The organism is Vibrio sp. D173a (assembly GCF_030248475.1).
In genome coordinates, this window is the sequence record NZ_JAHGAH010000158.1 from 1 (window position 1) to 20,268 (window position 20,268).

The window sequence follows — 20,268 nt, forward strand, 5'->3', positions numbered from 1 at the left end:
GAGGGGATTCGTAAGAACAGGGCGTTATGTAGCTAGGTAAGAAATGGAGTATAAATGCTTGGTTTAGTTCGATTTGTATTGGTTGCGAATGTAATAGCAGCCGTAATAGTTGTTGGTCTAGAGATGTCTACGGGCTTCTTTGGACTTAAGTTTGTATCGGACTATGCATTTTTCATCGTAATGCTTATATGGGGAACGACAGCCTTATTTTTCATGTATCCGCCTCTGGGGGGTATGGTGCAGTCTGACGACAAGGTTGATAGGATTACAGACTCAATGGTTGACCGTAGTGTTGTGGACGAAATCGATGATGAGCGGTTCTCAGAAAATACAGCCTTTTGTATCAAACTACTCATAGCTGGCGTGCCTGCATTCTTGGTTTGTGTCCTTGCGAGCATCGCTACATAACAACTTTTTTAGAGTGATTCGTAACGCGCGGCATTTTTACTATGCGTTGGTTATAGTGTTTAAGTTGGTATGCGGGAGCTTCAGCATTGCGTTGCTCACCCCTTAAGCGGGGCGCTAGCAGCCAAAAATAATAAGGAACTATAGATGGAATTAAAGTATCGTTCAGCTGATTTTGAAGATTTGGAAAGTCTTGTTGCTTTGCTTTCAAATGACCCGCTTGGTAGTAAAAGAGAAGACGCGTCTGTTCCGCTGAATAGTGCGTACATTGAAGCGTTTGAAGCGATTACACGAGATCCAAACAACGAATTACTGGTTGTTGAACTGGAAAACTCTCTAGTCGGGATGCTTCAAATTACTTTTATTCCCTACCTGACACATATTGGTAGTTGGCGTTGTCTTATCGAAGGTGTTCGAATCCATAGTGACTACCGTGGACAAGGCTTCGGTGAGCAAATGTTCGCACATGCTATCGAACTGGCAAAAAGCAAAGGCTGTACAATCGTTCAGTTAACAAGTGACAAGAAGCGTCCTGATGCAATCAGGTTCTATGAAAAGCTTGGATTCAAAGCAACACATGAAGGGTTTAAACTCGCATTGTAGGCTGTCCGCTAATAATCTGTTTAAAAGTGATCCGCAACGTGTAGTATTTTTGCTATACGTGCTGCTGATCTGATCAAGTGATGCTGGACAATCACATAACGAATTTATCGATACTTTTACTAATTCAAGCTTTGTTAAAGTAGCAATCTTGCTAAAACGGAATTGTCCATAAACAAGTTTTAAAAGTCTTGCTCCAAAACAAAAAGGCGAACCATTCGGTTCGCCTTTGTCTATTTAGATTCTACAAAATTAATCTTCGTAGTTATCGATGCTTGGGCACGAGCAGATTAGGTTACGGTCGCCGTATACGTTATCTACGCGGTTTACTGTTGGCCAGTACTTCCAAGACTTAGTTGCTTTAGAAGGGAAGCAGCCAAGCTCACGAGAGTAAGGGCGATCCCATTCTTCTTTCGCTAGATCAACTTGAGTGTGTGGCGCATTAACAAGCGGGTTGTTATCTAGCGGCCATTCACCGTTCTTAACCTTCGCCATCTCTTCACGGATTGCGATCATTGCGTCACAGAAGCGGTCTAGCTCTTCTAGGTCTTCCGATTCCGTTGGCTCAACCATTAGCGTGCCCGCTACAGGGAACGACATGGTTGGTGCGTGGAAACCGTAGTCCATTAGACGCTTCGCGATGTCTTCTTCGCTGATGCCTGTTTCTTCTTTTAGTGGACGAATATCGATAATACATTCGTGCGCTACACGGCCGTTTGAGCCACGGTAAAGAACAGGGTAGTGAGGGCGCAATTGCTCCATCACGTAGTTCGCGTTCAGAATCGCTACTTTTGTTGCGTCTGTTAGGCCAGCTTCACCCATCATCGCGATGTATGCCCAAGAGATAGGCAGGATAGATGCGCTACCCATATCTGCTGCGGATACTGCGAAGTTTTCGCCGTCTGCACCGTTTTCAATGTGACCTGGTAGGAAAGGCGCTAGGTGCGATTTCACACCGATAGGACCCATGCCCGGACCGCCACCACCGTGTGGGATACAGAAGGTTTTGTGTAGGTTTAAGTGAGAAACGTCTGAGCCGATGAAGCCCGGTGTTGTTAGACCAACCTGTGCGTTCATGTTTGCGCCGTCTAGGTAAACCTGACCGCCCGCGGCATGAACCATTTCACACACTTCTTTCACTTGTTCTTCGTATACGCCGTGCGTAGAAGGGTAAGTGATCATTATGCTTGATAGGTTATGTTTGTGTTTCTCGATTTTCGCTGCTAGGTCAGTGACGTCGATGTTGCCTTCTTCATCACACTTAACCACAACCACTTTCATTGACACCATAGACGCTGTCGCAGGGTTAGTACCGTGCGCAGAGCTTGGGATCAAACATACGTTGCGGTGACCTTCGCCACGGCTTTCGTGGTAGCGTTGAATCGCGATAAGACCGGCGTACTCACCTGATGCACCAGAGTTTGGTTGTAGCGAGAATGCGTCGTAGCCTGTGATTTCACACAGCTTCTCTTTCAGATCTTTTGCTAGTGCTGCGTAACCGGCTGCTTGGTCTGCTGGTGCGAACGGGTGGATCGAACCAAACTCAGGCCATGTTACTGGGATCATTTCTGCTGCTGCGTTCAACTTCATCGTACAGCTGCCCAGTGGGATCATGCCGTGCGTTAGCGAGAAGTCTTTGTTCTCAAGCTGTTTTAGGTAACGCATCATCTGTGTTTCGCTGTGGTGCGTATTAAACACAGGGTGCGTTAGGTATTCTGTTGTGCGGCGCAGTGCTTCTGGAATCGCTGCAAACTCGTTGCCTGCAATTTCCGTTGATAGTGCTGCGACTTCTTCTTTCACACCGAATACTGCAAATAGGGCTTCTACGTCTGCCACGGTCGTGGTTTCGTCGAAGCTTACACCTAGCTGAGTACCCAACTTACGTAGGTTGATGTCTGCGGCGAGTGCTTTCGCGTATAGGTCTTCAGTTTGTGCACCAGTATTGATGGTGATGGTGTCGAAGAAGCTGTTGTGAGCAAGTTCGAAGCCGCCTTTCGTTAGGCCAGCAGCTAGGATAGCGGTCATGTGGTGCGTACGACGAGCAATCGTGCGTAGACCTTCTGCGCCGTGGTAAACCGCGTAGAAAGACGCCATGTTCGCTAGCAGTGCTTGAGCGGTACAGATGTTTGATGTCGCTTTTTCACGACGGATGTGTTGCTCACGCGTTTGCATTGCCATGCGCAGTGCTTGGTTGCCGTTAGTATCGATAGAAACACCGATAACACGACCTGGCATTGTACGCTTGTGCTTGTCACGTGTTGCCATGAAGGCTGCGTGTGGACCGCCGTAACCCATAGGTACGCCGAAACGTTGTGCCGAGCCGATTGCTACGTCTGCGCCCATTTCACCCGCAGGTTTTAGTAGGGCAGAAGCCAATAGGTCAGTCGCTACAGTCACTAGCGTTTTGTTCGCTTGCGCTTTTGCGATGATGTCGGTTAGGTCACGAACTTCACCCGTTGTGCCTGGGTATTGAACTAGTGCGCCAAATACGTCTTGTTCTGGCAGTGAATCTAGAGAACCAACTAGGACTTCAAAGCCGATGAATTTCGCACGAGTTTTTACTACTTCGATGGTTTGTGGGTGAACGTCGTCAGCAACGAAGAATACGTCACTCTTGCTCTTACCCGCACGCTTACAAAGCGTCATCGCTTCTGCCGCTGCCGTTGCTTCATCAAGCAGTGACGCGTTTGCGATTTCCATACCAGTAAGGTCCATCACCATTTGTTGGTAGTTTAGAAGTGATTCCAAACGACCTTGTGAGATCTCTGGTTGGTAAGGAGTGTAAGCGGTGTACCAGCCCGGGTTTTCCATCACGTTACGTAGGATTACGTTTGGCGTGAAGGTGTTGTAGTAACCCTGACCAATGAATGTACGTTTGATTTGGTTTTGCTCAGCGAATTTACGCATCGCTGCCAGCATGTCTGCTTCGCTTTTCGCTTCTGCCAAGCTCATTGGCTGCTCTAGGCGAATTTGTGCTGGTACGGTTTCGTCGATAAGCGAATCTAGGCTTACTGCGTTGATCGCTTCCAACATTTTCTGTTGGTCAGATTTGTTTGGTCCGTTGTGGCGAGCAACGAACTCGTTTTGTGTGCTGAGGCTTTGAAGTAATTCAGTCATTGTCCTTTACCTACTCCTTGGCTCGGGTAACGGATTTACGCTACTGATAAATTAAATTATACGTCCGAACCTAGAAAAAAAGCTGTCCACTAATCGTTATGCTAGGGGACAGCTTTCGTCTCATCCTAATTACTCTTCTTCGATAGAGCTTAGGTATTCTTCCGCATCTTTTAAGTCATCCAACTCAGATGGGTCTGAAAGCTTCACTTTCACAATCCAACCACCTTCGTATGGTTCTTCGTTGATTAGCTCTGGGCTGTCTTCTAGTTCTTCGTTGATTTCAACTACTTCGCCAGTGATTGGTGAGTAGATGTCTGAAGCCGCTTTTACAGACTCCACCAAAGAAAAGCTTTCGCCCGCTTCGACTTCATCTTCCACGTCTGGTAGGTCAACGAATACCACGTCACCTAGCATCTCTTGAGCGTGCTCAGAAATACCGATAGTTGCTGTGCCGTCACCGTTGTCACGTACCCACTCGTGGCTATCTGTAAACTTCAGTGTTTTGTCCATTGCTTAATCTCCAAATAACTTGTCAGGATTTATTCTGATATAAAAAATCGTTTACTGGTAAAGAGGGAAGCGACTGCAAAGCTCTTTAACTTGCTTGCGTACGCGTTTTTCTACTTCTGCGTCACCTTCTGGGTTGCTAACCAAACCATCCAGTACGTCACCAATCCAATTACCAATGAGTTTGAATTCTTCAGCGCCAAAGCCGCGGCTTGTACCCGCAGGCGTACCTAAACGGATGCCCGATGTAATCATAGGCTTCTCTGTGTCGAATGGGATGCCATTTTTGTTACATGTGATGCCTGCACGCTCTAGTGCTTCTTCTGCTTTGTTACCTTTCAAACCTTTAGGGCGAAGGTCAACCAGCATTAGGTGCGTGTCAGTACCACCGGTTACGATGTCGCAACCGCGAGTTTGCAATACTTCTGCCATGACTTTTGCGTTGTTGATCACTGAATCAATATAAGTTTTGAATTCAGGACCTAGGGCTTCACCGAATGCCACTGCTTTAGAAGCAATCACGTGCATCAGTGGGCCGCCTTGTAAACCTGGGAATACCGCAGAGTTGATTTTCTTAATGATGTCTTCGTGGTTAGTCAGGATCATACCGCCACGTGGACCACGCAATGTTTTGTGCGTTGTTGTAGTAACAACGTGTGCGTGAGGAAGCGGGCTAGGGTGCGCGCCTGTTGCGATAAGACCGGCGATATGCGCCATGTCGACCATAAGAATCGCGTTTACTTCGTCTGCGATTTCACGGAATTTTGCGAAGTCGATAGTACGTGGAATTGCACTACCACCTGCGATGATCATTTTAGGTTGGTGCTCAAGTGCTAGCTCACGAACGTCGTCGTAGTTGATTTCTAGTGTTTCGCGGTCAACGCCGTATTGAACTGCGTTAAACCATTTACCAGAAAGTGCAGGGCGAGCACCGTGAGTTAGGTGGCCACCTGCGTCTAGAGACATACCAAGAATGGTGTCGCCAGGTTGAAGCAATGCCAGTTTTACTGCGCCATTTGCTTGAGCGCCTGAGTGTGGTTGAACGTTTGCGTATTCACAATTGAAAAGTTTTTTCGCGCGTTCGATAGCAATGGCTTCCACTGTATCTACGTGCTCACAACCACCATAGTAACGGCGACCTGGGTAACCTTCAGCGTATTTGTTTGTTAGGCATGTGCCTTGAGCTTGCATTACCGCTTTAGAAACGATGTTCTCAGAAGCGATAAGTTCGATTTGTTCGTTTTGGCGAGCGAATTCTGCCTGAATTCCAGCAAAGACAGCGTCATCTGTCGCAGAGAGGTTGGTAGAGAAAAAGTTTTCCAAGCTGTGGTTAGGGTAACTCTTGTTCATGGTAGTTGACCTTCCAAATCTGAAAATGAACCCGCAGTAGAAATAGTTGTTTGATTGCGATGGTGGTTCATTTGTCCTCAAAACAGCTGAACTGCATAGCAGAACAGAGTGACTTTCGGCCCGAATAAGTGGGCAAAACTCCGTCGGATTGTGGTTTTCCTTCTCCAATCTCTTACGGAAATGTGCATCTCTACATCTAACAAGTTGGTAACATAGCGCCTGCGGCACGAACAATCAACCAAAAATTTCCTATAGGAAACGAGATTTCTGGTTTTGTTAACAAGAGCACGCTTTAATTAACTCGGTGGACTTTTATCCACTATAGGCTTCATGCACAATGCTAATAGAAAGGAATAAGGGAGTTTTAAAGAGGGATTTATGGCAGAAAGTATTTACGATGAATACCCGTCAATGACGTTGGCAAAAGAGCAGCAAGACCAAAATATTGAACCGCTTAAGCTCGGTCAACGCATCAAAGATATCCGCTCCAAACTCGGCATTACGTTAGAAGAGGTAAGCCAACGTACTGGCCTTGCGCGTTCTACGCTAAGTAAGATAGAGAACGAACAGATTTCTCCGACGTTCCAAGCCATGCAAAAATTAGCGCACGGCTTGCAAATCGATATGCCGCAACTGTTTGAACCACCGAGAAAAAAGGTTGCGACAGGGCGTAGAGATGTGACCAAGAAGAAAGAGGGTAAACCACACCCAACCCAAACCTACGAGCATGAGCTTCTGGCGACTCAACTTTCCAATAAGAAAATGATGCCTTTTAAGAGCCAAATCCGTGCCCGCAGTTTTGATGAATACAAAGACTGGGTTCGTCATGATGGCGAAGAGTTTTTGCTTATCTTGTCCGGTGAAGTGATGTTTTATTCTGAGTTCTATGAGCCTGTTGTATTAAGCGAAGGCGACAGTGTGTATTACGATGCGAACATGGGTCATATGTTGACCAGTGTGAGTGAGGAAGACGCGCACATTTTGTGGGTCACAGCCAAATAGTGATAAATAGTTGTAAATTTCCTATAGTGAAGGCAAACGATTGCTATTGGTTTTAAATGCGTTATGATGGCGCTCTGTTGATGATATCTCACTCAACAGAGCGCCTTTTTTGTGCGTTTTGTTGTGATTAAAATGTTAAAAGTCACACTTTTGAAAGTCGAGGGATGTCTTGTTCGTGCAAAATTGAATCAAGCGTGTTTATTATTGGAAACATTATTCGATGCGAATGCCGACAGCATTCTCGGGTCTATCTAAATGGAGACGAAAATGACTCAAGAACTTCTGAAAACACCACTGCATGCACTTCATGTTGAAGTAGGCGCAAAGATGGTCCCGTTCGCGGGTTACGACATGCCAGTTCAATACCCACTAGGCGTTAAGAAAGAACACTTACACACACGTGATGCAGCAGGTCTGTTCGATGTTTCTCACATGGGTCAACTTCGTTTGATTGGTGACGGTGCAGCAGCATTCCTAGAAACTTTGGTTCCAGTAGACATTGTTGACCTAGGTGCAGGCAAACAGCGTTACGCTTTCTTTACTAACGAGCAGGGCGGCATCATGGACGATTTGATGGTGGCTAACCTTGGCGATCATCTGTTTGTTGTAGTAAACGCAGCATGTAAAGAGCAAGACATTGCTCACCTTCAAGCGCATCTTCCTTCTGGCATCGAGCTAGAAATCATCGATGATCGTGCACTACTTGCGATTCAAGGTCCTAAAGCGGCAGAGGTACTAGCACGCTTTGCTCCTGAAGTAGCCGAGATGCTGTTTATGGACGTTCGTAAAGTTGAGCTACTCGGCGTTGAGTGCATTATTTCTCGTAGTGGTTACACGGGCGAAGATGGTTACGAAATCTCGGTACCGTCTGACAAAGCAGAAGAGCTTGCTCGTAAGCTAACTGGCGAAGAAGAAGTTGAGTGGATCGGCCTTGGCGCACGTGACTCACTGCGTCTAGAGTGTGGTCTGTGTCTATACGGTCATGACCTAGACACAACAACAACGCCTGTTGAAGCAAGCCTACTATGGGGCATTCAAAAAGTACGTCGCGCTGATGGCGAGCGTGCTGGTGGTTTCCCAGGCGCAGACATCATTCTTAAGCAAATCGAAACAAAAGATGTTGCTCGTAAGCGTATTGGTTTAGTAGGTCAAACCAAAGCACCAGTGCGTGAAGGCGCGGAGCTATTTGATGCAGAAGGCAACAAGATCGGTGTGGTAACCAGTGGTACAGCAGGTCCTAACGCAGGTAAGCCAGTATCAATGGGTTATGTACGCGCAGACCTTGCGGCGATCGGTACAGAGTTGTTCGCAGAAGTACGTGGCAAAATGCTACCAATGACGGTAGAAAAAATGCCGTTCGTTCCACAACGCTACTACCGCGGATAATTAGCTTATTGATTGAGTGAGCTAATTAAAGATCGTCATTCAGCGAGACTTGGAATCTACCTCCCACGCGCTGTATAATTACAGTGCTGCGTTTATACCCAAGTAACCTCGAGATGCTAGGTTCAGCGAGAATGACTTGGTTTGTAGACGCGGCGGCGATTTAAAGATCTAGTCACTCTAAATCAAGAATCGACAACAAAGTATACAAGCCAAGACAGCTCGCCCTTCGAGAGCGTGTCATTGCCCCGATCTCTGCGTCAAACAACTTGGAAAGAGCTGGCTATTACGCGGCGTCGTTTTCCTTGACCTCGAATCAATGACAACGCTCTGAATCCTGCATCTTGAAGTCACTTGGGTATAGAAATAAGTAACGATGAAGTAGGTTCCTTTCGTTTCCTCGCTAAAGCGACAAGTACAAACAAAAATGCCGAGCTCAGTGCTCGGCATTTTTTATGTTTGTTGAACAGGCGTCTGTTAAGCGGTCAGTTCTTCAATCGGACAGCACATCTTAATCACGATTTCACTCAAATGCTCTGGGTGAATCATGTCTTCTTTGCTGATGCCAAATTGGTTCGCCATGATGGTATTGAACAGCTCCCAATGGTTGATCAGTAGCTTATCTCGGTTTTCTGCCATCGCTGGCCATGTTTTTTGCATCATCGGCGTTAGGCTCACTGCGCCATGAGCGAACAACAGCATTTGCCATTTTGATTCCCATTGATCGGTCGGTGTTTCAGGGAACTCCCGATTATATTCTGAGAATAGCTGAGTGAAGATCGCCGCAAATTCATCTTCCGAACGCAAGAAGTATTGCAGTAGGGCGTCGTCGTCTTGGCGAATCGCATCCGCAATCATTTGGATTGGGTGCGGGTTCATGAGCGCAAATGCCAACATTCTTACCATGAACAAGTAGATTTTTTGATTAGACGGGGTGTTTTCTGGCATTTCGTTGACCAGCTGCGCCATGTAGCTTTGCATGAAGTCATCCATGCCGTCGCTCACTGCTTGCCAGATCTTCTCTTTACTGCCGAAGTGGTGGCGAATCAAACTATGGGACACACCAGCTTTCTCACTGATGTTGCGAAGCGAAACTCGTTCGTACCCTAACTCACAGAACATATCTGCCGCGACTCTAAGAATCAGGCACTTAGTTTGCTCAGCGGCTTCGGCACTTCTACGGCCTTGCTTTCTTTCTGTCATAGTTCGAATTTTCCCGAATATTAATCAACGCGCCTATTTTTACCAGAAACGGGCCATTTTGACTAATTATTTTATTATCCACATGGAAAATATGTTGATCATTTTTTTGCGATCAATATACTGCACGACTGTGTAATAAACATAAAGTCGATGGAGAAAGCCAGTGCGAAAACAATACTTAAAGCGCACATTTGTCGGAGCAGCGGTGGTATTGAGCCTCGCCACGATGCTGACAGGGTGTAACAAAGCCGTATCAGAGCCGTCCGAGCCTTTAATCAAACCGGTAAAATTGCTGGCTGTTAATGATCTAACGGTTGCCGATTCCGATGCATTCCTTGCACGAATAGATGCAACCTACAGAGCGCAACTTTCGTTTCAGGTTGGTGGCGAAATTGAGAAGTTGATCGTGCGAATGGGTGAAGAGGTGAAGCAGGGCGATGTACTTGCGACGCTAGACCCAAAAGATTTGCAGCTGGCGCTTGATGCATCACAAGCGCAGTACGCATTAGCAAAAACGCAATGGGAACGCTCAAAAAGCTTGTACAACAAGAAGCTGATCAGCACTGATAGCTATGACCAGCAAGAAACCCAATACAAAGCGGCACTGGCAAGCTTAGAGCAAGCAAAAACCGACCTGAGCTACACAGAGATTCATGCGCCGTTTGATGGTGTGGTGTCTTATACCTACGTGAAGCCTTATCAAGTGGTGGCGGCTAAGCAAGAAATCCTAAACCTAATCGACAACACCACGTTGGACGTGTCGTTCACTCTTCCGGTGACTTACGCCGAAGCGGTGTCACTCAACGCACTTAAAGACGCAGAGATGTGGGTGACGATGGACAGCGAGCCCAACAACCGCATCCAAGGCACGTTCAAAGAAATCTCAACCCAACCGAATGCCGATACCAACAGCTATGAAGCGATCGTGACGATTACTCGACCTTCTGATCGTAACTTGTTAACGGGCATGACAGGGCAAGTACACATCGCGAAGCAAAATGTATCCAACGCGATGATGCTACCAAATGCGGCTTGGGTATCGAAAGACGCGGCTCACGGTGAAGTTTGGGTCATGGACAGCGATACACAACAAGTAAATAAGGTGACATTGTCACTAAATGCTAATGGCGCTGTGGAGTCTGGTTTAGATAACAACGACTACGTGGTTATCGCAGGTGTTGAACGCCTAGTGGAAGGCCAAGTGGTGAAAGCTTGGGTTCGTGAGGAAGGTATCTAATGAAACGTTCATTATTCACAGTATCGGCTATCGCACTGGCGGTACTCACTGGTTGTAACAGTACAGACGAAGTGATCGCAGAGCAGCCTTTGTATGTCTCGACAGTATCAGTCGATGTTCCCGTAAAAAGCCAATACCGCACATTTAAAGGTCAGGTTGTGCCTGCCGAGCAAACGCCAATTGCATTCCGTCGCGCAGGCGAAGTTCAGCATGTGTTAGTCAAAGCGGGTGACACGGTGAAACAAGGCCAGATGATCGCCAAGCTAGACGACAGCAAAGAGAAGCAAGCGGTCAACGACGCAGAAGCACAATACACGCTTGCGATTCGTCAGCTTAAACGTGGTGAAGAGCTGCATAACCGCCAAATGATTTCAAAAGCGGAGCTGGATGAACTAACAGCAAACAAAGAACTGGCGGAAGCAAACTTCTACAACGCGACAAACCAATTGAACTACACACGTTTGTTCGCACCGTTTGCGGGCAAGGTTTCGGATGTATTCAAAGAGCGATTTGAGCGTGTTGCGATTGGTGAGCCGGTTTTAAACCTTTATCAGAGCGACAAAGTGTACGTTCGTATCGAGTTGTCAGACAACGTACTTGCGATGGTGAATCCAAATACGCAAAGCATGAGCTACCAGCCTCAAGCCACGTTCTCGGGTGACGCGAAATCTTATGCGTTGGATTATTTGGAGCACACCAGTGAGCCAAATGCTCAAACGCAAACTTACCAAATGTATCTAACTATGCCACAACCTGAGGAAGAGATTCTGCCGGGTACCAGCGTAAGCGTTGCAGTAGACATGGTAGCAGCAGGTATTACTTCCATTGATGGCTACAACATCCCAATGACTGCATTACAAGCGGGCAATCAAGATGGTGAGTTTTTTGTTTGGAAATTAAATGGTGACGCCGTCACTAAAGTGGAAGTAACCATCGACCAAGTTAATGGCGAAGGTGCAATTGTGTCATCAGGTGTTGCTCAAGGCGATGTATTAGTGAATTCCAGCTTACGTAAACTGCGCGAAGGTAAGCATGTGGATGTGGTGGAGAAACAACAATAATGAGCATTGCTGAATACTCAATTAAGAACAAAGTCATCAGCTGGCTGTTCATCGTTATTCTAGCGATCGGCGGTGTGACGTCGTTCCTAGAACTTGGTCGCTTGGAAGACCCGGCATTTACCATCAAAGATGCGATGGTGATTGCGACTTATCCTGGTGCGACTTCTAAAGAAGTAGAAGAAGAGCTGACGTATCCGCTTGAGAAAGAGATTCGTAAGCTGCCTTATATCGATAAGATTACGTCGACGTCCTCAAGTGGTATGTCACAGATTATGGTGAGCATGAAGATGGATTACGGTCCGGACGAATTGCCGCAAATCTGGGATGAAATGCGCCGTAAAATCAACGATCTGCAACCAACTTTGCCGCAAGGCGTTCAATCTCTGCAAATCATTGATGACTTTGGTGACGTGTACGGCGTAATGCTGATGCTAACGGGTGATGACTACGATTACGTAGAATTGAAACGTTACGCAGACCAACTCACGCGTGAACTCGAATTGATCGATGGCGTGGGTAAAGTTGATATCGCTGGCGACCAACAAGAGATGCTGTTTGTTGAGATTTCATTGGATCGCTTGGCGGCTTTAAACCTCGACATGAATGTAATTTCTGGCTTGCTGAACCAACAGAACAATGTGGTTTCTGCAGGTGAGGTAATGGTAAACGGCGAGAGCCTTATTATTCGCCCAAGCGGTACATTAAACACGGTTGAAGCACTAGAGAACCTGATTATTCATGGTCGCGATACGGGTAACCTGATTCGCTTGAAAGACGTGGCGACCATCAGCCGTGGCATTCAAGAAAAACCAGGCAATGTGCTGCTGTACAACGGCAAGAAAGCGATTAACATCGGTATTTCGTTTGCTTCTGGCGTAAACGTGGTAGAAGTCGGTCAACGTATTGAAGCTGAACTAGCAAGCCTTGAGACCATCAAGCCCGCTGGTATCGATATGAACTACTTCTACAACCAATCACAAGAAGTAGACGATTCTGTAAAAGCGTTTGTTATTAGCTTGGCAGAAGCGGTTGCTATCGTAATCATCGTACTGCTGTTCACCATGGGTCTACGCAGTGGTGTGATCATCGGTTTGGTTTTGTTGTTGACGGTATTCGGTACCTTCATCTTGATGAACTACAACAGCATTGAGCTGCACCGTATCTCACTTGGCGCGCTGATCATTGCACTTGGTATGCTGGTGGACAACGCCATCGTGGTGGTCGAGGGAATATTGGTGGGTCTTAAGAAAGGACGAACCAAAGTTCAAGCCGCTACAGACATTGTTAGACAAACACAGTGGCCGCTGCTTGGTGCAACAGTCATTGCTATTACCGCGTTTGCACCTATCGGTCTGTCACAAGATGCGACTGGTGAGTTCATGGGCTCTCTGTTCTGGGTTCTATGTTTCTCACTATTCTTGAGCTGGATTACCGCGATTACGCTAACGCCATTCCTTGCGGATCTTCTATTGAAAGAAGAAGACAAGAATGCAGATGCAGAAGACGAAGACCCATATAAAGGTTGGTTGTTCGTAGCGTTTGGTGCGTCTCTTAAATTTGCGTTGCGTTTCCGTTGGTTAACGGTAGCAGGCATGGTGGCATTGCTCGTTGGTGCTGTGGTTGCGTTTGGTAGTGTGAAGCAACAGTTCTTCCCGCCATCAAACACGCCAATGTTCTACGTTGATATGTGGATGCCAGAAGGCACTGACATTCGCGAGACCATCAAGAAAGCGGAAGAAGTTGAAAGCTACATCCGTACTCAAGACAACATTGATTTTGTTTCAGCGTCGATTGGTCAAGGTTTGCAGCGTTTCGCTCTGACTTACCAACCGGAGAAGAGCTACGAAGCCTACGCACAGTTCCAAGTTCGTAATACGGACCGTGAGAACATGTTTGAGCTACTGCATAAGCTGGACGACAACCTAGAGAAGACGTTCGATAAGCCAACGTTTCAGTTCAAGTTGATGGAATTCGGCCCGTCACCAGCGTCTAAGATTGAAGCGCGTATTACTGGCCCAGATCCACAAGTGCTGCGTGACTTAGCGGTGCAAGTCGAAGACATTCTGCATACTGATCCGGGAGCTCGTAATATCCGTCATGACTGGCGTGAGCGCACTAAAGAGTTAGTGCCTGTATTTAACGAATCGAAAGCACGCCGTTTAGGTATCTCGAAAGAAGATCTTTCAAGCACACTACAAATGGCGTTTGGTGGCAGCACACTGGGCTTCCTTCGCGATGGTACGCACATTCTGCCTATCATGACGCGTCTGCCAGAGGCGGAACGTGTGGATTTTGAATCGCTGCAAAATGTGAATATCTGGAGTCCATCGCTTCAAAGCTACATTCCAGTAGACCAAGTGATTGATGGAGTGAAACTGGATTGGGAAGAGCCGTTAATTCAGCGTCGTGACCGCAAGCGTACTCTAACGGTATTGGCTGACCACGATGTACTGAGTGACGATACAGCGGCAAGCTTGTTTGCTCGTGTTCAACCAAAAGTGATGGCACTGCATATTCCAGAAGGGTACGAAATCACTTGGGGTGGCGAGTACGAGTCATCGAAAGATGCGCAAGAAGGTCTGTTTGGCTCACTGCCAATGGGTTACCTGTTGATGTTCATCATTACGATGCTGCTGTTTAACTCACTGAAGAAGCCACTGGTTATTTGGTTCACAGTTCCGCTGTCTATCATCGGTGTGTCGTTTGGTTTGTTAACCACGAATATGCCATTCAGCTTTACCGCGTTCCTTGGTCTATTGAGTTTGAGCGGTATGATTCTGAAAAACGGTATCGTACTTCTTGACCAGATTAACCTAGAGCTAGCGTCAGGTAAGGATCCTTACTTAGCGATTGTCGACAGTGCGATCAGCCGTGTTCGACCAGTAAGTATGGCGGCACTGACCACCATCCTCGGTATGATTCCATTGGTGTTTGATGCGTTCTTCGGATCAATGGCGATTACGATTATGGCAGGCCTTGGTTTTGCTACAGTTTTGACTCTGATTGTTGTACCAGTCATGTTTGCAATTCTGTTTAAGATCAAACCAACCGCTGCATAAGGGACTTCCTGACTTTTATTATTGTCAGATTCCTGCCTAGCCCTGGGGATTTTCCTCAGGGCTTTTTTGATCCAAGAGAATTGAGAATTGAGAATTGAGATGCGAGATACGAGATACGAGAGGAAAGAGAGAGAAAGAAAGAGAGAGAAAGATAATGGAGGCGAGAGTGTAGAGTCGAGAAGAGAATGAAGGCGAAAACCAGCGCTGGTGGTTTAGTGTACACCTCACTGATTTTTATGATTTTCTTACAAGCGATTGATAAATCTTGCGTATACTAAGAGCACATCAACAATAAAAGAGCGAACGCAAATGAACAATCGCGGATTACACGGACTCTTCCTTTTAGGCTCACTAACGCTAATTGGCTGTTCTTCAACAGACGGCATCTCTACCGATAACGCAGACTCTCAAGCGCCAGTAGAATTAAAAAGCGCGGATGCAGCCACAATTGCAACTTGGATCGACCAAAGCGTTCTGATGCCACAGGGCCTTTCTTTAGAAACAGATAAAATTCGTTATGTTACTGGATCAGCGGATTTGAATAGTGACGGCACAGCAGAGCATTTGGTGTTATTCCAAGACCGTTTCTTCTGCGGAAGTGGTGGTTGCACGGCGTATATGTTCGATAACAACGGCAAAGTACTGAACCGCATGTCGGTAACAAGAACACCAATTGCACTCATTGACAGCTACAGTAACGGTTGGCAAGACTTTGTAGTGTGGAGTAATGGTGCTTACCGTCAGATGAGTTACAACGGAGAGTCTTACCCAACGAACCCTTCACTAGAACCTAAAGTTGATCGTAATACCCAGGTACAAACCGCTACGGCGTATGTTATGGCGACCGAGTTATACCAACAAGATGGTTACGATATTATGCCAGCCGATGATAAGCAGATTTGGACCCCGGCGAACGTGTATCACTTCACCTTTAAACACCATGGTGACCCACATAATGTCTACAATGCGACAGTGAACTTGAGCAGCGGTGATGTGGATGTTGAATCAGTACCAATGCAATAAATTGTCGGTTTAAACACTGCCAACTTAAACAAGAAAAGGGCGAACACTTATTATAAGCGTTAGCCCTTTGTTTTAGAGGCTCTTGTGCCCGATATGGTATTTGTTATCCCATGGCTGTCGAGGTTACTTGGGCATAATAAAAAACACCTCCCAAAGCCGAGGCTAGAGGGAGGTGTCGAATGCCAAATCGAGGGAGGCATTGTTAACTGTTATTTAATCGCTGTTTGCGATTAAGCGGCAGCTTGTTGTTTCGCTTCTGATTTGTTCTTTAGGAACGCGTAAGTGAAGCCCGTTACCGCTGTACCTGCTGCAATCGCTACCAAGTACATCAGTACTGGCGAGATTGCGTTAGGGATAAGCAGCACGAATAAGCCACCGTGTGGTGCCATCAGTTTTGCACCGAACAGCATAGAAAGTGCACCTGTTAGTGCGCCACCTGCCATACATGATGGGATAACACGCATTGGATCTTTCGCTGCAAATGGGATAGCACCTTCAGAGATAAAGCACAGACCAAGAACGAATGATGCTTTACCCGCTTCACGCTCGCTTTGCTCAAACTTGTTCTTAGCAAGGAATGTCGCAAGACCCATACCAAGCGCAGGAACCATACCTGCCGCCATGATTGCCGCCATTGGAGCGTAAGTTTGCGAAGCCAATAGACCCACACCGAATGCGTAAGCGGCTTTGTTTACTGGACCACCTAGGTCGAAACACATCATTGCGCCAAGGATAATACCGAGTAGAACTGCGCTGTCAGAACCCATGTTGTTTAGGAAGTCAGTTAGGCCGTTCATGATTCCTGAAACCGGACCACCTACGATGTAAATCATCACCAGACCCGTGAACAGTGTCGCCACGAAAGGAATGATAAGGATCGGTTTAAGCGCTTCCATTGATTGTGGAAGTTTTACTTTGTCGGCTAGGAACTTCGCTGCGTAACCGGCGATGAAACCTGCTGCGATACCTCCAAGGAAACCTGCGCCAGTTGAGCTTGCTAGCATACCGCCCACAAGACCCGGAGCCAGACCTGGACGGTCGGCAATAGAGAAGGCGATGTAACCAGCAAGAACTGGAATCATCAATGCGAATGCAGAGCCACCACCGATGTTCATCAGTGCTGCTGCCAGCGTACCTTCTTCTTTGAATGCTTCGATACCAAATACGAAGGATAGGGCGATGATCAAACCACCGGCTACCACAACTGGAAGCATGTGAGATACACCTGTCATTAGGTGCTTGTATGCGCCTTTCTTCTCTTCTGTCGCTGATGATGCGCTAGAAGAGCCAGAGTGTTGGTATACGGTTGCTTGTTCAAACGCTTTGTCCATTTCTTCCGCTGTTTTCTTCAGCGCTGGACCTGTTTTAGTGCGGTACATCTTCTTGCCGTTGAAGCGGTCAAGAGGTACTTCAATATCCGCTGCGATGATCACCAAATCTGCGTCTGCGATTTCTTGGTCAGTCAGTTGGTTTTTTGCACCTACAGAGCCACGCGTTTCCACTTTAATTTGGTGACCACGACGTTTGCCTTCTTCCTCTAGCGCTTCCGCTGCCATGAAAGTGTGTGCTACGCCAGTTGGACATGCAGTAATAGCAACGATCTTCTTTGTTGCAGATGCGCTTTCTGCTGGTGCTGCTACTTGTGCCGTAACTGTGGTTACTTGCTCTAGTGTTGCTGAGTTTTCAACCGCAGTTTGCAGGAAAGCCATTGCGTCTTTTGTAACGGTGCTGATATTTGCTTGGTAGACTTTTTTACCTACGAAACGAGAAGTATCAACTGGAGTGTTAGCCGCAATTACGATCGCTTCTGCTTGTTCAATGTCAGCGTCTGTTAGCAGTGTTGGTTCAACCACGCTTGATTGGCATTCAATCTTTGCGTTCCAACCCAACTTGGCTGCTGCTTGTTCTAGTAGGCCTGCCGCAATGATGCTGTTCGCAACACCACTTGGACAAGCAGTAATAATGGCAATATTCATACTGATAACCTTCTGTTCCTTAGTTTTTGTCTAAGTTCGTATTAGGGTAAAGCTCGGTAACTTCGGTTTGGAGCTTAATGTTCTCCAGTTCTTCCTGACTGGTTAGGCCAACGCCAACTTGGCTCACTGCTAGGGCAGAAAGCGCCGTAGCGAAGCGCAGTAAATCGTTCTTCGGCATCACTTGCATGTGACCCCAGCACAAGCCAGCCACAAGCGTATCGCCTGCGCCAACGGTGCTTACAACATTCATTCGTGGTGGTTGCGCGCGAAGCCATTCACCTTGGTTCAGCCACATCACGCCGTCTGCACCCATAGAAACCACGATGTTCTCAATGCCTTTGTCGCTTAGCGTCTGCGCTGCTTCTTGGCATTGTTCTGGGGTTGAAAGGTGCTCGCCGACAAAGTCACTTAGCTCTTCATCGTTTGGTTTGATCAACCAAGGGTGAGCGTCGATGCCCGCACGCAGCGCAGCTTTGCTGCTATCGAATAAGACTTTCTTACCTTGCTGATGCAGTTTCTCAATCCATGCTGCGCATTGCTCTGCAGTAACGCCGCCCGGTAGGCTGCCTGCCAATACAAAGTAATCGTGTGTTTCTGCAAGGCGGAATAGGGTTTCTTCAAAGCGTACGATTTCTTCTGCCGTAACTTGAACGCCAGGGAAGTTGATGTCGCTGACTTGGCCATCGGCTTCAACTAATTTCACGTTGATACGGGTTGCGCCTTCGACTTCAACGAATTCGTTCTTCACGTTGATATCGCTAAATAGTTGGTGAAACAGCTCTGGGTTGTCTTTGCCAAGAAAGCCCGTCACGGTAACGTCCGCACCAAGATCGCTCAGTACCTTCGCCACGTTTACGCCTTTACCCGCAGCGTGTAGGTTGCTCTTTTCAACTAGGCTAACAGAACCGACTTTTAGTGCGTCTAGTGAGCCAGTGAGGTCAAGGGCAGGGTTAAGTGTGATGGTAACGACTTTGTTTGTTTTCAATGCTGTCATTCTCTCGCCCCTTAACCTTCGCCAAGACCAGATGCGATTGCTTTGCCGATTGATTCAAGTGCTTGTGCAGCATCTGGACCTTCAGCAGAGAATTGAAGCTGGTGGCCGTGTTTCACGCCTAGTGCGATAACTTTCATTAGGCTCTTTGCGTTTACCGCTTTGCCGTCGCCATCTAGATTTGCTACGCGGATGTTCGATTCGAACTTCTTCGCTTCTGCAACTAGCATCGCGCCTGGACGAGCGTGTAGGCCGTGAGCGTTTTTGATTTTGAAGATCGCTGTGTTGCCATCTTTAGCCGCTTCTGTTGCCATTTCTTCGCCTTTGAACAGTGCAAGGATCTGTTCAGCAGAACCATCAAGCAGCTTGCTGTGTTCGTTGTTGAACACAAGCTTTGAAATCGTGCTTAGGATAGATTGGTGAGCATTGTTGCAAGCAGCAAAAGCGACTAGAGCGCGTACTTTCTCGCCTTCGAACTCACAATCATTTGCTGTTGATACAAAAGCAACACCAGTACGGGTTACTTGCTTATCACTACCAACTAGCCATAGACCTTGGCCTAGATGTGTAGGCGTTTTTGTTACTAGGTCTGCAACGAACTCTGTACCTGCACAACCTGTGTTTTTAAGTAGGCCGCCAGCAACCGCGCTCATCTGAATCATGTCACTTGCTGGGAATAGCAATTGAATGAGAGAAGCATCGAAATCGGCTTCTAGCTGAACGTCGCCATGAAGTAGGGCAATGATGTCGTCTTCATTTTTTGCATTGCGTAGACGCTCTTCAACGCCGTCGGCACCCAATACTTTTGTTAGCTGCTTAAGAATGCCTAAGTGCTCGTCCGATTTCGCGGCGATACCGATAGCAACGAATACTTTGTTGCCGTCGCCCCATTCAACGCCTTCTGGGAAGTGGTGTACAGCAACGCCAGTGGTTTTCACCATTGAGCGCGTGTCAGTCGTACCGTGAGGAATTGCGATGCCGTTACCTAGAAACGTAGAGTTCTGGTTTTCACGGTTTAGCATGCCTTCTACATAACCTTGTTCTACCAGACCTTTGTCTGTAAGGCTTTGAGCGATGTTTTTGATCGCTTCAAATTTATCTGTAGCGGATTGAGATAGGGTAATGTCGTTCTTACTTAGCTTAAGCATGGTGCTTCTCCAGCCTTAAGGTCTTTATTTCTAATTCATCTTGGTTACGCAGCGTTTGGGCTGCGTAACGCGTGGTTCTGTTGTTGCTGAACTCAAATTCACGAAGCAGTATTGCTTAACAGGCGACTGAATCGATTCAGCAATTGGTCAAATTTTTTAAAGCATTCAGCGAAACCGTTTTTAAAATCAGGGGCTAACCGTTCACG

15 protein-coding genes are annotated in these 20,268 nt (G+C 47.0%); 8 read left to right on the forward strand and 7 right to left on the reverse strand.

Features of this window, described 5'->3' with window-relative positions; genetic code table 11:
* Window positions 1-54: 54 nt before the first annotated feature.
* Both KIV40_RS16285 and KIV40_RS16295 read left to right on the forward strand, forming a co-directional pair.
* The gene (locus KIV40_RS16285; protein WP_045373428.1) at window positions 55-408 is read left to right on the forward strand and encodes a hypothetical protein; all 354 of its coding nucleotides are present in this window, start codon (window positions 55-57) and stop codon (window positions 406-408) included.
* A 144-nt stretch (window positions 409-552) separates the two neighbouring features.
* Entirely contained in the window at window positions 553-1,008 is a 456-nt protein-coding gene (locus tag KIV40_RS16295; RefSeq protein WP_285350227.1) for a GNAT family N-acetyltransferase, read from the forward strand.
* A 249-nt stretch (window positions 1,009-1,257) separates the two neighbouring features.
* Here KIV40_RS16295 and gcvP read toward each other — a convergent pair whose 3' ends face one another.
* The 3 genes from gcvP to KIV40_RS16310 all read right to left on the reverse strand — a co-directional run bounded on the left by gcvP (window position 1,258) and on the right by KIV40_RS16310 (window position 5,979).
* The gene (gene gcvP / locus KIV40_RS16300; RefSeq protein WP_285350228.1) at window positions 1,258-4,122 is read right to left on the reverse strand and encodes an aminomethyl-transferring glycine dehydrogenase; all 2,865 of its coding nucleotides are present in this window, start codon (window positions 4,120-4,122) and stop codon (window positions 1,258-1,260) included.
* Between the two features lie 129 nt (window positions 4,123-4,251).
* A complete protein-coding gene (gene gcvH / locus KIV40_RS16305) occupies window positions 4,252-4,632 on the reverse strand; it encodes a glycine cleavage system protein GcvH (protein WP_005431364.1) in 381 nt (126 codons plus the stop codon).
* A 51-nt stretch (window positions 4,633-4,683) separates the two neighbouring features.
* Window positions 4,684-5,979 carry a serine hydroxymethyltransferase gene (locus KIV40_RS16310; RefSeq protein ID WP_005431251.1) on the reverse strand — a complete coding sequence of 432 codons (1,296 nt, stop codon included), beginning with the start codon at window positions 5,977-5,979 and terminating at the stop codon, window positions 4,684-4,686.
* A 378-nt stretch (window positions 5,980-6,357) separates the two neighbouring features.
* Here KIV40_RS16310 and KIV40_RS16315 point away from each other — a divergent pair, with 378 nt between their 5' ends.
* Together KIV40_RS16315 and gcvT are read left to right on the forward strand one after the other, a co-directional pair.
* On the forward strand, window positions 6,358-6,981 hold the full coding sequence (locus KIV40_RS16315; RefSeq protein ID WP_285350229.1) for an XRE family transcriptional regulator: 624 nt from the start codon (window positions 6,358-6,360) through the stop codon (window positions 6,979-6,981).
* Window positions 6,982-7,248: 267 nt separating this feature from the next.
* Complete coding sequence (gene gcvT / locus KIV40_RS16320; RefSeq protein ID WP_285350230.1) at window positions 7,249-8,367, forward strand: glycine cleavage system aminomethyltransferase GcvT; 1,119 nt, start codon at window positions 7,249-7,251, stop codon at window positions 8,365-8,367.
* A gap of 474 nt (window positions 8,368-8,841) precedes the next feature.
* On the opposite strand, the gene KIV40_RS16325 is transcribed toward gcvT, so the two are convergent.
* Window positions 8,842-9,567 (reverse strand): TetR/AcrR family transcriptional regulator, encoded by a 726-nt coding sequence (locus tag KIV40_RS16325; protein WP_005431288.1) that lies wholly within the window; start codon window positions 9,565-9,567, stop codon window positions 8,842-8,844.
* 163 nt (window positions 9,568-9,730) lie between these two features.
* Here KIV40_RS16325 and KIV40_RS16330 point away from each other — a divergent pair, with 163 nt between their 5' ends.
* From KIV40_RS16330 to KIV40_RS16345, 4 genes are all read left to right on the forward strand, one after another.
* Window positions 9,731-10,804, forward strand: a complete 1,074-nt coding sequence (locus KIV40_RS16330; protein WP_285350232.1) for an efflux RND transporter periplasmic adaptor subunit — start codon at window positions 9,731-9,733, stop codon at window positions 10,802-10,804.
* The gene (locus KIV40_RS16335) at window positions 10,804-11,865 is read left to right on the forward strand and encodes an efflux RND transporter periplasmic adaptor subunit (protein ID WP_285350233.1); all 1,062 of its coding nucleotides are present in this window, start codon (window positions 10,804-10,806) and stop codon (window positions 11,863-11,865) included. Before KIV40_RS16330 ends, KIV40_RS16335 begins: the two co-directional genes overlap by 1 nt.
* A complete protein-coding gene (locus KIV40_RS16340; RefSeq protein ID WP_285350234.1) occupies window positions 11,865-14,924 on the forward strand; it encodes an efflux RND transporter permease subunit in 3,060 nt (1,019 codons plus the stop codon). The genes KIV40_RS16335 and KIV40_RS16340 overlap by 1 nt, the downstream gene beginning before the upstream one ends.
* A 309-nt stretch (window positions 14,925-15,233) precedes the next feature.
* The gene (locus KIV40_RS16345; protein ID WP_005431234.1) at window positions 15,234-15,947 is read left to right on the forward strand and encodes a hypothetical protein; all 714 of its coding nucleotides are present in this window, start codon (window positions 15,234-15,236) and stop codon (window positions 15,945-15,947) included.
* 230 nt (window positions 15,948-16,177) lie between these two features.
* Here the strand turns inward: KIV40_RS16345 and fruA are convergent, their stop codons facing one another.
* The 3 genes from fruA to fruB are packed head-to-tail and all read right to left on the reverse strand — an operon-like array spanning window position 16,178 to window position 20,062.
* Window positions 16,178-17,923, reverse strand: a complete 1,746-nt coding sequence (fruA, locus tag KIV40_RS16350; protein WP_285350235.1) for a PTS fructose transporter subunit IIBC — start codon at window positions 17,921-17,923, stop codon at window positions 16,178-16,180.
* Window positions 17,924-17,942: 19 nt separating this feature from the next.
* Window positions 17,943-18,917 (reverse strand): 1-phosphofructokinase, encoded by a 975-nt coding sequence (gene pfkB, locus KIV40_RS16355; protein WP_134977139.1) that lies wholly within the window; start codon window positions 18,915-18,917, stop codon window positions 17,943-17,945.
* 11 nt (window positions 18,918-18,928) lie between these two features.
* Window positions 18,929-20,062, reverse strand: a complete 1,134-nt coding sequence (gene fruB, locus KIV40_RS16360; RefSeq protein ID WP_285350237.1) for a fused PTS fructose transporter subunit IIA/HPr protein — start codon at window positions 20,060-20,062, stop codon at window positions 18,929-18,931.
* Window positions 20,063-20,268 lie beyond the last annotated feature (206 nt).

Bases quoted from the DNA above. Each gene is read 5' to 3' on its own strand.
- gcvH (WP_005431364.1), bottom strand. From the start codon at position 4,632: ATGGACAAAACACTGAAGTTTACAGATAGCCACGAGTGGGTACGTGAC.
- KIV40_RS16295 (WP_285350227.1), top strand. From the start codon at position 553: ATGGAATTAAAGTATCGTTCAGCTGATTTTGAAGATTTGGAAAGTCTT.
- fruA (WP_285350235.1), bottom strand. From the start codon at position 17,923: ATGAATATTGCCATTATTACTGCTTGTCCAAGTGGTGTTGCGAACAGC.
- KIV40_RS16340 (WP_285350234.1), top strand. From the start codon at position 11,865: ATGAGCATTGCTGAATACTCAATTAAGAACAAAGTCATCAGCTGGCTG.
- KIV40_RS16345 (WP_005431234.1), top strand. From the start codon at position 15,234: ATGAACAATCGCGGATTACACGGACTCTTCCTTTTAGGCTCACTAACG.
- gcvP (WP_285350228.1), bottom strand. From the start codon at position 4,122: ATGACTGAATTACTTCAAAGCCTCAGCACACAAAACGAGTTCGTTGCT.
- fruB (WP_285350237.1), bottom strand. From the start codon at position 20,062: ATGCTTAAGCTAAGTAAGAACGACATTACCCTATCTCAATCCGCTACA.
- KIV40_RS16315 (WP_285350229.1), top strand. From the start codon at position 6,358: ATGGCAGAAAGTATTTACGATGAATACCCGTCAATGACGTTGGCAAAA.
- pfkB (WP_134977139.1), bottom strand. From the start codon at position 18,917: ATGACAGCATTGAAAACAAACAAAGTCGTTACCATCACACTTAACCCT.
- KIV40_RS16310 (WP_005431251.1), bottom strand. From the start codon at position 5,979: ATGAACAAGAGTTACCCTAACCACAGCTTGGAAAACTTTTTCTCTACC.
- KIV40_RS16285 (WP_045373428.1), top strand. From the start codon at position 55: ATGCTTGGTTTAGTTCGATTTGTATTGGTTGCGAATGTAATAGCAGCC.
- KIV40_RS16325 (WP_005431288.1), bottom strand. From the start codon at position 9,567: ATGACAGAAAGAAAGCAAGGCCGTAGAAGTGCCGAAGCCGCTGAGCAA.
- gcvT (WP_285350230.1), top strand. From the start codon at position 7,249: ATGACTCAAGAACTTCTGAAAACACCACTGCATGCACTTCATGTTGAA.
- KIV40_RS16335 (WP_285350233.1), top strand. From the start codon at position 10,804: ATGAAACGTTCATTATTCACAGTATCGGCTATCGCACTGGCGGTACTC.